Raw genomic sequence first — 14,815 nt, forward strand, 5'->3', positions numbered from 1 at the left:
TAAATTTTAAACCAGCGACTAATTTATTTAGTTGCTGGTTTTTTTATGCTTATGTTTAATTAAAATCGCTATCTATGTCAAAAAATAACTGCTCAAAAAATGCGCTGCAATAGCGCAGATTGTTCAAGATGGTGCACCATCAGTGAAATATTCCCTACCAATGGCTTCAAAATAATTTAAATAACGCCATCGTATTTATTTTAATCAGTGACTTTATCGCTACAAAATAACCATTTTATTTATGTGGCATATATTGTGCTTATAAAAACTAACCAAGTGGTCAGGAATTTTAAATGCGAATTGAAGGAGCGCTGCATGAATCAACTATTTCAGGTTCTTACCTCTGAGTCTGTAGCTGAACTCGAGCCAGAGGCCCAATCACAACAACCATCTCGCCCTGTGGTAAGCACCGAAAAACTCAATGTGATCTATCCGTCCGCCGACCAACCCGTGCATGCGCTGGCCGATGTCGACTTATTAATTCGCAAGGGTGAGTTTGTCTCGCTAATTGGTCCGTCAGGGTGTGGGAAAACCACTCTATTAAGAGTCATTGCAGACTTAGAACCGATTACCTCTGGCAATGTCTTGGTCAATGATATGACACCCAGTGAAGCGCGCCAAGAGCGAGCCTATGGCTATGTTTTTCAGGCAGCAACTTTGCTGATGTGGCGCACCGTGCTGGCCAATGTCATGTTACCGCTGGTTATTCAACAGCGTCCAGAACAAGAAGCGCAGCGCATTGCCCGCGAGCAACTGGCCAAAGTGGGCTTGAGTGGTTTTGAAGATAAGTATCCGTGGCAGCTTTCAGGGGGGATGCAGCAACGAGTGTCCATTGCTCGAGCTCTAGGCTTTGAGCCCAAAATCTTAATGATGGATGAGCCGTTTGGCGCGTTAGATGAAATCACCCGCAATAATCTTAATCAACAGTTACAGCAGCTGTGGCGCGAACAACAGCGCACGGTGGTGTTTGTCACTCACTCCATCTCAGAAGCGGTTTATCTGTCCACCAAAATTGTGGTGATGTCACCTCGGCCAGGACGCATTGTCGAAGTCATCGACTCGCCACTGCCGCGTGAGCGGACCGCTGCCATCCGAGATAGTGATGAATTTATTCAACTGACTCAACGAGTGCGTGATGCGCTATCGGAGGGGCATCATGAACATTAGCTTAAGCCTTGCACGTCGCCACAGTATCCCAATGGGCGTCGTACTTGTCGTATTCATTGTGCTTTGGTATGCACTGGCTATCGCGATGAACGCATCAGGGGTGATAGCGCGAGTTTTGCCAAGTGACTGGAGCTGGCAGGATCTGCTCGCCGCCACTTGGAATATGTCTCGGCCAGTATTGCCAACACCGCATCAAATCATCATTGATGTTTATAACAGTATCACTCAATGGCCGGTTTCTTCGCCGCGAAACTTGCTCTATCACGCCTGGGTAACGGCCAGCGCGGCATTAACCGGATTTGCCATGGGCACTGTGTTAGGTATTGTTTTGGCAATTATCATCGTGCATTCCAAGATGCTCGATAGAGCCTTGTTACCCTGGATTGTAGCCTCGCAGACGATTCCTGTTTTAGCGATTGCACCGATTGTATTGGTGATCTTAGGGAGCCTTAATATCACCGGATTATTTCCCAAAGCGGTGATCGCCATGTATTTGTGCTTTTTCCCCATTACGATTGCCATGGTTCAGGGGCTGCGCTCACCAGATAAAATGCAAATGGAGCTCTTTTATACCTATGGCGTTACAAACCTTGATACCTTGAAAATGCTGCGCTTTCCTTCCGCTTTACCATTTTTATTTCCCGCCTGTCGAGTTGCAATTGCCGCAGGGCTGGTGGGAACGATGGTCGCTGAATTACCAACCGGAGCTCAAGCCGGTTTAGGTGCGAGGTTACTGGTTGGTTCCTATTACGGAAACACTCTGATGATCTGGTCAGCTCTCGTGGTGGCTTCGTTATTAGGCTTGTTTTTAACTGGTGTTGTCAGTGTCATTGAATATTGGGTGATGCGAAATAGGAGAATAGCATGAAGCATTATAAATCGGGGGCTTTACTCATTATTTTTACTCTGGTCTTTGCGCTATTAGGACTGACTCAGTTCATTCATATTGACTTCACTGAGCCAAATTTAACCATTGATTATATGCCGTGCCTTGCCAGCCTTTGCTTAATTATAGTGGCAGTTTGGAGTTGTTTTGCAGCCGTTCGTTTTAAGCATGTTCTCATCATTCAAGTGCTTACTTTGCTCGCCAGTTACTTTTTATTAAAAAGCGCCGAGCATGAGGCATCCAATATTATTCAATTTTGGTTGGTAACTATTTCCTTAATATTATCTGCCAACCTTTGCCTTAAATATTTCGTTGAACAACCGGATGTGGCTGTTTCGCAATTAATTATTGCAGCACTATTTGGGTTTTGGTGTTTGTATCTGTGGCAACTGATTGTAACAGTATTACAAGTGCCGCAAGTTTTACTGCCAACTCCGGTGGCGATTGGTCATGCGCTTATTACTAATACCGTGATGCTATGGGGTGATTTTGTCCAGACCGTGATTAAATCGGTTGTCATTGGTTATCTTTTGGGCAATGGACTAGGAATTTTAAGTGCCATTGTGATTGAACGCTCCAGCTTTTTACGACGCGGCTTTTTGCCACTGGCAAATCTCACCAGCACTGTACCTCTAGTCGGTGTGGCCCCCATTGCTGTGATGTGGTTTGGATTTGATTGGCCATCAAAAGCGGCCGTGATTGTCTTAGTCACTTATTTTCCCGCGCTGGTGTCTGCCTTGGCAGGTCTGCAATCGACCAATAAACTTGAGCAAGAATTAATGCATTCATACGCGGCCAGCTATTGGTTCACACTAAAATGCTTACGACTGCCAGCAGCAATGCCATTTATCTTCAATGCTCTTAAAGTTAACTCAGCTTTAGCGCTTATCACCGCAATTGTTGCGGAATATTTTGGCTCACCCACCCAGGGCTTAGGGTTTCGAATTTCAGTTGAAGCCGCACGCATGCATATGCCGATAGTCTGGTCGGCCATTGTGGTGGCATCGGTGGCCGGTTCACTACTTTATGCACTGTTGGTGTATCTAGAGCGGCGAGTCACTTTTTGGCATCCCGCGATTCGCAAAGCGTAATTCACTCATAGCCCAGAGTTGATGGCTGTGATCACACGGTAAAACTAAACCAAATGCAAGAGCGTCTTATTGGCTTGGGCGCATCTTTTGAAAGTGTTACTACATAAGGGAAGAATGGATGATGAAAAAAATGAAGTTGAAGGGCCTGCTGCGTAGTGCGTGTGCTGCGATGATAGTGGCATCGATCACCACCACTGCTTATGCCATGGATAAGGTCACACTGCAGCTAAAATGGGTGCCTCAAGCACAATTTGCTGGCTACTACGTTGCCAAAGAAAAAGGGTTTTATAAAGACCATGGAGTTGATGTCACCATTAAACCTGGAGGGACGGATATCTCCCCTGTTCAGGTTATTGCTGGCCATTCAGCAGACGTGATTGTGGACTGGATGCCAGATGCTCTCGCTGCTCGTGAATCTGGCGTCCCTCTGGTAAATATTGCACAGATCTACAACCGTTCAGGCATGATGCTCACTTGTAAAAAATCCTCAGGAATTAAAACCCCATCCGATCTTAAAGGAAAAACATTAGGGGTTTGGTACGGTGGCAACGAATATCCATTTTTTAACTGGATGGCCAAACTTCATTTAACACCGGGCAAAGATATTCATATTCTAAAACAAGGCTTCAATGTTGATCCGCTACTGAATGGCCAGGCTGATTGTATTTCTGCGATGAACTACAATGAGTACTGGCAGCTGATTGATGCCGGGATGAAAAAAGATCAACTGATCTCATTCCCATATGAAGATGAAGGTGTTTCAACCTTAGAAGATGGCTTATATGTGCTATCGCCTAATCTCAAAAACCCTGCGTTTGTCGCCAAAATGGCGAAATTTTTAGCCGGAACATTCGAAGGTTGGAACTATGCGGTGAAACATCCTAAAGAAGCAGCCAAAATTGTTGTTGCACAAGATATGTCAGGCGCTGCAACACTCAGAGTCCAAACCCGACAGATGGAAAACGTTGCCAAACTTATCACTTACGCCAATACCGATAAGATGGGTTATCTTGAACCTGATGCTTATCACCGCACCATAAAAATGCTGCTCAACAGTGGCCAACAGACCGTCATTAAAAAAGATCCAGGCGACAGTGCTATGACACACGTTGTCTGGGAACTAGCGATGAAAAAATAGTAAGTTAGCTTTAGATTAGGGGCGGTTGATCAAAATAGCCCCTAGTTGTGTTAATAAAAACGGCTCATTCAATGGACAAGATGGGCCGTAATTTTCTGCTTAAATCGCTAAGAAAATAGGCGCTTTGTCAAATATCACAATGATCACTATACTGTGGCCAACCTCTAATCATTGTTTTATTCAAATAGGCTAAATCAAATCATGAGTGGTATTTTCAAGCCGGATGACGTGGCTAATCTATTGCATTTGCAAGCTGAAGGGGAAAACAGCGCAATGAATAAGGGACGGATCCGCAAAAGTAATGAAAATCTAATTTTAGCGGCTGCCGAACGCGCCTTTTCCCAATATGGATTTAAAGGCACGACGATGGCGCAGATAGCCGAAGAAGCAGGTCTGCCTAAAGCGAACCTACACTATTACTTTTCCAGTAAAAAAAATCTATACCTGCACCTACTCAACCGTATTTTGACGCAGTGGTTAGATCCAATGTCTGAAATCTATCTCGAAGCTGACCCTAAAATCGCTTTAGAAGCTTATGTGCGGCAAAAAATGCGTTTGGTATTTGATCGCCCCCAAGCATCAAAACTGTTTGCCAATGAGCTGCTCCAAGGCGCGAAAGTTTTGAATGGCCTATTACACACCACCTTAAAACAGCTAGTGGCACAAAAATCAGCAGTGATTGAACAGTGGATTAGTGAAGGGAAGATAAAACCTATTGATAGCGTTCAACTCTTTTTTTCGATGTGGGCAATGACCCAAACCTATGCTGATTTCGATGTGCAGATTAATGCGGTCCTTGGTCAATCTATCCACCACCACGATCAGCAAGAACGCGCAATTGAACATGTGCTGACAATGGTCTTTCGCAGCTGTGGCTTAGACGACTAAGCTTTTATCTTTTCCATAGCAAAAGTGTGGCCTTTGCACATTATCTAAGCAAAAAAGCACAGTATTTGTGCATTCTTGTGACTTTCCATAATTTCTTGATCTCTGATTTATCACTAATTTCCCCATAATAGCTGGTTTTTTAAACATTTCTGACCAACTGGTCAAGTTGGCACACAAATCGCTTTCTTAATAGGTAATCCTAACCAATTGGTCAGGATTTTGTGCCAAATAATGACCAAGGGGCAATGTATGACTCATCGAAATCCTCCTTCGCCGAAGGTGACGGAGCAACATCCAAAATCAGGAGGTTGCAAATCCGCATTTTGTGATTTTCCTGCACCACTTTCTGCTGTTGCGGCGATGGCTGAAACTGATCGCTGTTACTACTGTTATGACGCGCCATGCATGAAAGCGTGTCCTGCTGAGATTAATGTTCCGCAATTTATTCATCGAATAGCTGAACACAACATTCGCGGGGCGGCTGAAACTATTCTTAGCGCGAATGAACTCGGTGGCATGTGTGCTCGAGTTTGCCCAACCGAAGTGCTCTGTGAACAAGCTTGCGTGCGCCAAGCTCAAGAGGCCAAACCAGTGGAAATCGGTCGCCTGCAGCGCTTTGCGACCGATCAGTACTTTGCCAATCCAGGCAAGCCATTATTTAAGCGCGCGACAGATAGTGGCTGTAAAGCTGCTGTAGTGGGAGCAGGTCCTGCAGGGCTAACGGTCGCGCATCGTTTAGCGCGTCAAGGCCATGATGTCGTGCTCTTTGATGCCAATCCTAAATTGGGCGGTCTCAATGAATATGGTTTAGCGCGCTATAAAACTTCGAGTGAATTTGCCCAACAAGAGATCAACTGGCTATTGTCAATTGGCGGCATTGAAGTACGTACCAATAGGAAGTTAGGCCAAGACTTTCAACTTGCCGATTTAACGGCTCAATACGATGCCGTTTTCTTAGGACTCGGGCTTGGCGCCGTCAATTCGCTAGGCATTAAAGAGCCGGCTCTACCTGAGATCAGAGAAGCGGTTGAGTTTATCAAAGAGCTTCGCCAAGCAGATGACTTAGGCACACTGCAAGTGGGTAATCATGTGCTCGTCATTGGTGGCGGGATGACCGCCGTCGATGCCGCAGTACAAGCAAAAAAACTTGGTGCGACTGAGGTTACGATGGTTTATCGGCGTGGCGAAGCGGATTTTAAAGCCTCAGCACACGAAATTAATTGGGCTCGCGAAAATGGTGTCACTATCCAATGTTGGGCCAAACCCAAAGCGATTCATAGCGAGGATGGCTTAATAGCGGTGAGCTTTGTTAAAACCGCCACCCAGCATGGTCGTCTGGTAGAGACTGATGAACATTTTACGATTGCAACTGACATGCTGCTTAAAGCGATCGGCCAACGTTATCAACCATGGTCAGAAACGCTGCAACCAACACTTAAAAATGGCCGAATCGCTATTGACGATGAATGCCGCACATCAATTGTGGGTGTTTGGGCTGGTGGAGACTGTGTTGATGGTGGCCAAGATCTAACCGTTGATGCCGTGCGCCTTGGCAAACTCGCTGCGCAATCGATGGATAGAGCGATGCGCTTGAATGCTCAGATGAGTCCAATTTTAGAAAAAGAGGTGTCCAATGGCTGATTTAACATCGAACTTTTTGGGCATCCATAGCCCTAATCCGTTTTGGCTGGCTTCAGCACCGCCAACCGATAAAGAATACAACGTAGTGCGAGCTTATGAAGCGGGATGGGGCGGGGTTGTTTGGAAAACACTTGGACTCGACCCACATGTTGTCAACGTCAAAGGGCCTCGTTATGGCACGCTACGTTCATCTGATCGCAAGATCATCGGGCTCAACAACATTGAGCTGATTACTGACCGCTCCCTCGATATAAACTTAGAGGAGATTGCCCGCGTCAAACGTAACTGGCCGGATCGCGCTCTCGTAGTTTCCATTATGGTGCCGTGCGATGAAGAGTCTTGGAAATTCATTTTGCCATTGGTTGAACAAACTGGCGCAGATGGCATTGAGCTTAACTTTGGATGTCCTCATGGCATGAGTGAGCGTGGCATGGGTGCCGCTGTTGGGCAAGTTCCAGAATATATCGAGATGGTCACCCGCTGGTGCAAACAGTATTGCTCTATTCCCGTTATCGTCAAATTAACCCCTAATATCACCGATATTCGCTACCCAGCTCAAGCAGCCAAACGAGGCGGCGCTGACGCGGTTTCACTGATAAACACCATAAACTCGGTGATGGGAGTGGATCTCGACCAGATGTTGATGAGTCCACATACCGAAAATAAAGGTTCGCACGGCGGCTATTGTGGCCCAGCAGTCAAACCAATTGCCTTAAATATGGTCAGTGAAATTGGCCGTGCGCCCGAAACCAGTGATCTTTTAATTTCAGGGATTGGTGGTATTTCAACGTGGAAAGATGCCGCCGAATTTATCGCGCTTGGCTGCTCTAACGTGCAGGTTTGTACCGCAGTGATGGTGCATGGCTTTCGCATTGTTGAAGACATGATAAGCGGCCTGTCTAATTTTATGGATGCAGCGGGTTATCGCACTATCGAAGATTTTCGAGGCAAAGCACTGCCCTCAGTCACCGACTGGCGCTATTTAAATTTAAATCATGTGAATAAAGCGGTGATCGATCAGAGTCTTTGTATCAAATGCGGTAAATGCCACATTGCCTGTGAAGACACCTCACATCAAGCCATCACTCATACCCTTGATGGTGAACGACATTATCAGGTCAAAGAACAAGATTGTGTGGGCTGTAATCTGTGCGTATCTATCTGTCCGATTGAAAACTGCATCACGATGCGCGCTCTGGCGCCAGGCGAAGTAGATCAACGCACCGGTGAAGTAGTTCGCTCCGATTATGCCAACTGGACGCAACATCCCAACAACCCTCTGGCCAGCCCTGAGCCTGCCACACCTGTTGTTGAATAAGGATTGGGTTATGAGAACACAATCAGTGAAAAGAAAAGCTTTAGTCAGTACCGACTACCAATTATCAGGCAATCGATACTTCACACGGAACCGTCCAATAAAACACTCTGTGATGACGACAAGTCATGGTGGGTTTACGGCGGCAGATGGAACTTTATAGACGGATTAGAGGTGCAAAATGTACGAATGTAGCTTAGAGAGAATGACCAATAAGATAAATACGTTTAGTCAATTTGGTGATGCCGGACATGGCGGGATTACTCGCTATACGCTGTCTAAAGAAGATGTTTTGGCCAGAAACGAATTTATCAAAAGAATGCAAGCGATTGGCGCAACCATCGAAATCGATGATGTAGCCAATATTTACGCGACTCTGCCCGGCAGTGATGCTAGTGCAAAACGGATCGTCATGGGATCTCACTCTGATTCGGTTAAAAATGGTGGAAATTACGATGGCATTTTAGGCGTTATGTCTGCGATGGAAGTTTTGGAAACCGTCGCCCAGAACAATATTGCGCATAAACATCCACTGACAGCGATGATTTGGACCAATGAAGAAGGCTCTCTTTATCCACCAGCGATGATGATCTCAGGAGTGGTGTGTTACGACTATTTACCAGAAGATGTCAGAGGCAAATTTAAATACGAAGACATGATGCAATCAACAAGTGTGTTGGATAAACAGACCACTTTTGGCCAAGCACTCGACGCATCTGAGTTTAAAGGCGATATTGCCAACCGACTCAGCCCTGATAACTACAAATGCATGTTTGAAATTCACATCGAGCAAGGCCCGATTTTAGAAGATGCAGGCAATGACATCGGCGTGGTTGACTGTGTTCTCGGGATGTTTAACTACCGCTTACGGTTTTATGGACAAACGGTGCATGCAGGAACCTTCCCTATGCCGAAACGGCGCGATGCGCTTTACGCCGCATCACAGGCGTTGTGTTATCTGCATGATGAAATCGACAAGTTGGGTTATAGCGATTTGGTCTATACAACCGGTGAAATTGAATGTCATCCGAACGTTCATACCTGCGTGCCCGATGAAGTTGATTTTAGTATTGATGTCCGCCATGAAAGTGCCGAAGTTCGCGCCAAAGTATTAGCCGTCGTTCAATCCTGTAGCGAAAAACAGTGGGCTGGATGCAGCTGTAAAGTCGATAAAATGTGGAACCGCGATACAGTCTACTGGAATGACACCTTAGTCAGTTTTGTCAAAGCCGCGGCAGAAGAAACCGGGGTATCACATCAGGTGTTGCACTCAGGGGCCGGACACGACGCTCAGTTTGCCGCTTATATGATGCCGACCACGATGATTTTTGTGCAATCAAAAGACGGTTTATCTCATTGTGAACAGGAATACTCGTCACCAGAGCAGTGTACTTGTGGAGCAACAGTTCTGTTAAACGCCGTATTAAAAGCCGATGCTGAATAAGGAGATCTCATGGATTTAATCATTAAAAACGGGACTGTGGTCACCGCCACTGATACCGTCAAAGCCGATGTCGCCATTCGTGATGGCAAGATTGTCGCAATGGGGGCTGATTTGCCGCTTGATGGCGCCAAAGTCGTTGATGCAGCCGGCAAATTAGTACTGCCAGGCGCCATTGATGTACATACCCATTTGGCGATGCCATTTGGCGGCACGACCTCTGCCGATGGCTATTTAGCGGGGACTCGAGCGGCGGCCTGCGGCGGGGTAACCACAGTTTTTGATTATCCCATGCAACGCAAAGGCATGACGATCAAACAGGTGATTGATTCTAAAAAAGCCATCTGTGAAAAAGAAGCCTGTATTGATTATGCCTATCACTGCATTATTACCGATTTAAATGATGGTGCGATTTTAGATGAGATGGAATCAGCCGTCGCGTCTGGGATCACTAGTTTTAAATGCTTTTTTGTCTATAAAAAAGAAGGCATGATGGTAGATGATGGCGTCTTTGCAAGGTTACTACTCAAAGCTAAAGAAGTGGGCGCAATGCTCAATCTACATGCGGAAAACCCCGATCTGATTGATTACAATGTTGAGAAGTTTTTAGCCGAAGGGAAAACCTCTGCTTGGTACCATTACTTAAGTCGCCCAGAATATGTCGAAGCCGAAGCGGATAAACGTGCCGTGCACTGGGCAAAACATTTAGAAGCGCCGCTATATTTGGTGCATATGGCTGATAAAGAAGGCCTTGAAGCGGCGATTGAAGCGAAAAAAGAAAACAGCAATATCTATATTGAAACGTGCCCACAATATTTAGAATTTACCAGTGAGGTGTATAAACGCGACGATGGTCGAAACTTCGTTTGTTCACCACCGATAAAAGGCCAGGAAAGTCAGGATGCATTGTGGAAGGCCATCAAAAATGGTGGCATCGATGTCGTGGCAACCGACCACTGTCCGTTCCAGTCGCATGAAAAAGATTGGGGCATTAATGACTTTACTAAAATTCCCAATGGCTGCGCTGGTATCGAAAACCTCTATCCCTACATGTTATCGGCTGCCAACCAAGGTAAGCTCTCTTATAATCAAGTCGTTGCGTTATGCGCTAGCAATCCAGCGAAAATTTTTGGCTGTGCCGATAAAGGTAGTATCGCGGTAGGAAAAGATGCGGATATTGTGATTTATGACCCGAGTGTCGATTTCACAATCTCTGTTGATAACATGCACTCAGACTACGACCATACAATCTGGGAAGGTATTCAGGTCAAAGGCTATCCGGTACAAACCTATTCACGGGGCCGCTTAGTTTACGACCACGGTGATTTTGTCGGCGAGCCGGGTTGGGGCAACTTCGTGAAACGAGAAAAACGCCCGACCAAATAATGATCACTCTACCTCGTAAGCCCTTCCATGTTGGTCATGGTGGGGCCTTTTTGTGTCTGTAGATAAAGATAAGCCCTTCCACGCTTCCCCTTGCCAAGGTGCGGAGTAAACTGATTGTTTTTTAGGAAATATTTGTGGTTTGGTAGCCCCAATGCAGTGCAGCAAATTGGCGGACTCGGGGGTTCAGCTTCGAGGGCTGTCTTTGTTTTTACTTCGTCTGATTGGCCGAGCAATAAGATGAACAGCCGTGCTAACATGAGTCCTCCCCCTGATTTTCAAGGGGGAGGGCGAGGGGTTAACTCGCTGATAAGGCGCGTTTCACAGCGTCCTGCCAGCCTTCATAACGGCTTTGACGTTCTTCGCGTGGCATCTGTGGAGCAAAGAGGTGATCGATTTCTAGAGACTGACGTATGGCATCGGTTGATGGCCAAAAACCAACGGCCAAGCCTGCAAGTAACGCTGCCCCTAAGGCTGTGGATTCGATCATTTTGGGCCGCTCAACACGGGTGTTCATAATGTCTGATTGGAATTGCATTAAGAAATCATTGGCAACCGCACCGCCATCAACTTTCAGTTTGGCCAGTTTTAACCCTGAATCTTGCTGCATCGCATCCAGAATATCGCGGCTTTGGTAAGCGATAGATTCCAGTGCAGCGCGAATAATATGGTTACGATTGGCACCACGGCTTAAGCCAACCATGACTCCGCGTGCATGTGGGTCCCAATAAGGTGCACCTAATCCAACAAATGCGGGGACGAGATAGACGCCATTCGTGTCTTTAACTTTGCTGGCAAAATAGTCGGTATCGCTGGCTTCATGGATGATCCCCATTTCGTCACGTAGCCACTGAATAGTTGCTCCTCCCATAAATACCGAGCCTTCCAGAGCATAATTGACTTCACCTTTATCGCCGACAGCCAAAGTCGTGATCAGACCATTCTCAGATTTAACGGCTTTAGTCCCGGTATTCATCAGCATAAAGCAGCCGGTGCCATAGGTGTTTTTGGCCATCCCTTTTTGGGTGCACAGCTGACCGAACAATGCAGATTGTTGGTCCCCGGCGATCCCAGCGATGGGGATACGAGTTCCGCCTTTACCCCCGATATTGGTTTTGCCATAAACGGTGCTAGAGCCTTTGACCTCTGGCAACATGGATTTGGGGATCTCCAGCTCATCGAGCATGCGCTCATCCCAATCCAGCGTATTGATATTAAAGAGCATCGTGCGTGAAGCATTGGTGTAGTCTGTAACATGGACACGTCCCTGGGTCATATTCCAGATGAGCCAGCTATCTACGGTGCCAAATGCTAGTTCTCCACGTTGTGCTTTTTCTCGAGCCCCTTCGACATTATCTAAGATCCATTTAATTTTTGTCCCGGCAAAATAGGCATCAATCACCAGACCCGTATTTTCGCGGATATATTGCTCGAGGCCTCGGGCTTTTAAATCATCGCAGATGTCACTGGTACGCCGACACTGCCAGACAATCGCATTATAAATGGGGCGTCCGGTTTTACGATCCCACACAATAGTGGTTTCGCGTTGGTTGGTGATCCCAATGGCTGCAACTTGATCAGAACGGATCCCTGTTTTAGCGAGCACTTCAACTAATACTGAGCTTTGGCTAGACCAGATCTCCATTGGGTCGTGTTCCACCCAACCGGTGTGCGGATAATACTGGGTAAATTCGCGCTGCGAAACACCAACAATATGGGCTTTTTGATCAAAGATAATGGCACGTGAAGAGGTAGTCCCCTGATCAAGAGCGACAATGTAATCTTTATTTGGTATTGAATCACTCATAATAAATACCTTATTAAACTTTTGAAGATTGATGAGCCGCAGGTGGTAACGACGACTCCCGTTCTTGTGCTTCTGTTACTTCTGGTGCTGTCGATTCGCTCTTAGGCATGGCTCGCGCTAACACCCGACTATATAAAGCTGCTCCTATTTGGGCGCCGAGAATCGCTCCGACGATTGGTGCCCAAGCATAAATGTGTGGTCGTCCTCCGGTCATGGCTAGATGTCCCCAACCGAGCCAATCGATCATGATTCGGGGGGCAAGATCTCGCGCTGGATTCATCGAAAACCCGGTGAGTGGGCCAAGAGAAGCGCCAATCACAGCGACCAATATCCCAACTAACGTTCCGGTATAGATACCTTTGGGGCCGATATTTTTGTCATCGCCAAAAGCTAAAATACCCAACATTAGAATGGCGGTGATCACCATTTCAACAAACATGGCATGGACAGTAGAGATGTTGGCATTGGCAAAAGTAGTAAATATACCAGCCGTTTGTAGGCTTTCAATCGTACCTCGAACCACATGGTGCTGAATTTCCCAATGTGTGAACAACGGCTGATATAAAAGGTAAGTCAGTCCGGCGCCAATCGCTGACCCTATAAACTGGGAGACGATATAAAATGGTACTTTTTGCCATTTGAACCCCATGAAGCTAGCCAGAGCTAAAGTGACTGCAGGATTGATATGTGCCCCGGAAATCCCACCGACAGAATAGATTGCTATCGCAACAGCTAGCCCCCAGATAATGCTGATCTCCCACTGACCAAACTGAGCTGAAGTAAGTACTAAAGCTGCGACACAGCCAGTACCCATAAACATGAACATTCCAGTACCGATAATTTCGGCAAGACATTCATTCCATAGTGACGGGTTTTGTTGCTTCATGTTGCCTCTCTATCTATTAGTTGTTATGTGCAGCGAACGAATTATTGACAACGATTAAACATTTGTGAAACATATTTTATCGAAAATTTGAGCGATATCACTCATTGATGTGTTTGAAATGTTTTTTTTCGAACTTTAAAAGGTTCGTTTCTCCATGTCTATCCAAATAGTTGAACACGACACTGTGTTAAAAACTCGCTAGAATCAGATTATTCATAAACTTTTCAGGCCATTTCTTCTGCGTGATGGCTCCAAAGTTTGTCAAAATAATCAATAAGAGGTGAGTCTTTGAAGCAGTTAGAACGTCATAGCCAGATTATTAAGCATCTTGGCGAACATGGTTTTTTAAGTACTGAAGAGTTGGTCAATTATTTTGGGGTGAGTTCGCAAACGATCCGGCGCGACCTGAACGACCTTGCTGCGCAGCACCGTATTCAGCGCCACCATGGGGGAGCATCATTGCAAACGAGCACTGAAAATGATCCTTATCCAAATCGCAAAATGGCATATCTGCAAGCAAAAAATCGCATTGCTCAAGCCATTGCTGAACAGATCCCACATGGTGCATCTCTATTTATCGATATTGGTACTACGGCTGAAGCGGTAGCGCAGGCATTGCTTGAACACAAAGGGCTGCGGATTGTCACCAACAATATTAATGTGGCGAGCACCTTATTAAAAAACGAAGATTGTATGGTGATCTTAGCGGGGGGAGAAGTGCGTCACCGAGACGGTGGCATTATCGGTGAAGCAACCCGTGATTTTATTCAACAGTTTCGTATGGATTATGGCATTTTGGGGATATCAGGGATTGATGAAGATGGTTCATTGCTTGATTTCGACTACCATGAAGTGCGGGTAAAGCAGACTATTATTGCCAACGCACGGCACACTTTTTTGGCTGCTGATGCGAGTAAATTTGGTCGCAATGCAATGGTCAATATGGGGAATATTACCCAAATAGGGGCCTTATATACGGATGCCGAGCCGCCTAAAAAGATTAGTGAGCTGTTAAAAGCCAGCCATATTGAATGCCACCTTTGCTAAGCGTTCCCTGCGGATGATGAGCTCTCATGCTCATCAAACTGTCATCTACCTCGGTTAATCTCCGACCAGTCCCGCGCTGGTAGGGGTTAATGGAGGGGTTTATACGCCAATATGTTTTTTTTCGA

The 14,815-nt window shown here is 46.1% G+C and carries 12 protein-coding genes; 10 read left to right on the forward strand and 2 right to left on the reverse strand.

The genetic code is table 11. From position 1 onward, the window contains the following. The first annotated feature begins 315 nt into the window (after positions 1-315). The 9 genes from EV690_RS06970 (at position 316) to hydA (ending at position 10,953) form a co-directional block, all read left to right on the forward strand. Positions 316-1,167, forward strand: a complete 852-nt coding sequence (locus EV690_RS06970) for an ABC transporter ATP-binding protein (RefSeq protein ID WP_131912285.1) — start codon at positions 316-318, stop codon at positions 1,165-1,167. Continuing rightward, the gene (locus tag EV690_RS06975; RefSeq protein ID WP_224054940.1) at positions 1,157-2,035 is read left to right on the forward strand and encodes an ABC transporter permease; all 879 of its coding nucleotides are present in this window, start codon (positions 1,157-1,159) and stop codon (positions 2,033-2,035) included. The genes EV690_RS06970 and EV690_RS06975 overlap by 11 nt, the downstream gene beginning before the upstream one ends. After that, on the forward strand, positions 2,032-3,144 hold the full coding sequence (locus tag EV690_RS06980; protein ID WP_224054939.1) for an ABC transporter permease: 1,113 nt from the start codon (positions 2,032-2,034) through the stop codon (positions 3,142-3,144). The genes EV690_RS06975 and EV690_RS06980 overlap by 4 nt, the downstream gene beginning before the upstream one ends. A gap of 169 nt (positions 3,145-3,313) precedes the next feature. Continuing rightward, entirely contained in the window at positions 3,314-4,282 is a 969-nt protein-coding gene (locus tag EV690_RS06985; RefSeq protein WP_131912680.1) for an ABC transporter substrate-binding protein, read from the forward strand. A 201-nt stretch (positions 4,283-4,483) separates the two neighbouring features. After that, a complete protein-coding gene (locus EV690_RS06990; RefSeq protein WP_131912286.1) occupies positions 4,484-5,170 on the forward strand; it encodes a TetR family transcriptional regulator C-terminal domain-containing protein in 687 nt (228 codons plus the stop codon). A gap of 249 nt (positions 5,171-5,419) precedes the next feature. Next, a complete protein-coding gene (locus tag EV690_RS06995) occupies positions 5,420-6,811 on the forward strand; it encodes an NAD(P)-dependent oxidoreductase (RefSeq protein ID WP_131912287.1) in 1,392 nt (463 codons plus the stop codon). Continuing rightward, the gene (gene preA, locus EV690_RS07000; protein WP_131912288.1) at positions 6,804-8,129 is read left to right on the forward strand and encodes an NAD-dependent dihydropyrimidine dehydrogenase subunit PreA; all 1,326 of its coding nucleotides are present in this window, start codon (positions 6,804-6,806) and stop codon (positions 8,127-8,129) included. Before EV690_RS06995 ends, preA begins: the two co-directional genes overlap by 8 nt. 202 nt (positions 8,130-8,331) lie before the next feature. Then, on the forward strand, positions 8,332-9,570 hold the full coding sequence (locus tag EV690_RS07005) for a Zn-dependent hydrolase (protein ID WP_396022808.1): 1,239 nt from the start codon (positions 8,332-8,334) through the stop codon (positions 9,568-9,570). A gap of 9 nt (positions 9,571-9,579) precedes the next feature. Beyond that, the gene (gene hydA, locus EV690_RS07010) at positions 9,580-10,953 is read left to right on the forward strand and encodes a dihydropyrimidinase (protein ID WP_131912290.1); all 1,374 of its coding nucleotides are present in this window, start codon (positions 9,580-9,582) and stop codon (positions 10,951-10,953) included. Between the two features lie 295 nt (positions 10,954-11,248). Here hydA and glpK read toward each other — a convergent pair whose 3' ends face one another. Together glpK and EV690_RS07020 are read right to left on the reverse strand one after the other, a co-directional pair. Then, entirely contained in the window at positions 11,249-12,757 is a 1,509-nt protein-coding gene (gene glpK, locus EV690_RS07015; RefSeq protein WP_131912291.1) for a glycerol kinase GlpK, read from the reverse strand. Positions 12,758-12,770: 13 nt separating this feature from the next. Then, complete coding sequence (locus tag EV690_RS07020; protein WP_131912292.1) at positions 12,771-13,643, reverse strand: MIP/aquaporin family protein; 873 nt, start codon at positions 13,641-13,643, stop codon at positions 12,771-12,773. Between the two features lie 288 nt (positions 13,644-13,931). Between EV690_RS07020 and EV690_RS07025 the strand changes: the two genes are divergently transcribed. Next, on the forward strand, positions 13,932-14,690 hold the full coding sequence (locus EV690_RS07025) for a DeoR/GlpR family transcriptional regulator (RefSeq protein ID WP_131912293.1): 759 nt from the start codon (positions 13,932-13,934) through the stop codon (positions 14,688-14,690). Positions 14,691-14,815 lie beyond the last annotated feature (125 nt).

Source organism: Celerinatantimonas diazotrophica, from assembly GCF_004339545.1.
Classification (GTDB): Bacteria; Pseudomonadota; Gammaproteobacteria; order Enterobacterales; family Celerinatantimonadaceae; genus Celerinatantimonas; species Celerinatantimonas diazotrophica.

Coding starts and splice junctions, on each gene's coding strand:
- EV690_RS06970 (WP_131912285.1), top strand. CDS start 316: ATGAATCAACTATTTCAGGTTCTTACCTCTGAGTCTGTAGCTGAACTC.
- hydA (WP_131912290.1), top strand. CDS start 9,580: ATGGATTTAATCATTAAAAACGGGACTGTGGTCACCGCCACTGATACC.
- preA (WP_131912288.1), top strand. CDS start 6,804: ATGGCTGATTTAACATCGAACTTTTTGGGCATCCATAGCCCTAATCCG.
- EV690_RS06995 (WP_131912287.1), top strand. CDS start 5,420: ATGACTCATCGAAATCCTCCTTCGCCGAAGGTGACGGAGCAACATCCA.
- glpK (WP_131912291.1), bottom strand. CDS start 12,757: ATGAGTGATTCAATACCAAATAAAGATTACATTGTCGCTCTTGATCAG.
- EV690_RS06975 (WP_224054940.1), top strand. CDS start 1,157: ATGAACATTAGCTTAAGCCTTGCACGTCGCCACAGTATCCCAATGGGC.
- EV690_RS07005 (WP_396022808.1), top strand. CDS start 8,332: ATGACCAATAAGATAAATACGTTTAGTCAATTTGGTGATGCCGGACAT.
- EV690_RS06990 (WP_131912286.1), top strand. CDS start 4,484: ATGAGTGGTATTTTCAAGCCGGATGACGTGGCTAATCTATTGCATTTG.
- EV690_RS06980 (WP_224054939.1), top strand. CDS start 2,032: ATGAAGCATTATAAATCGGGGGCTTTACTCATTATTTTTACTCTGGTC.
- EV690_RS06985 (WP_131912680.1), top strand. CDS start 3,314: ATGATAGTGGCATCGATCACCACCACTGCTTATGCCATGGATAAGGTC.
- EV690_RS07020 (WP_131912292.1), bottom strand. CDS start 13,643: ATGAAGCAACAAAACCCGTCACTATGGAATGAATGTCTTGCCGAAATT.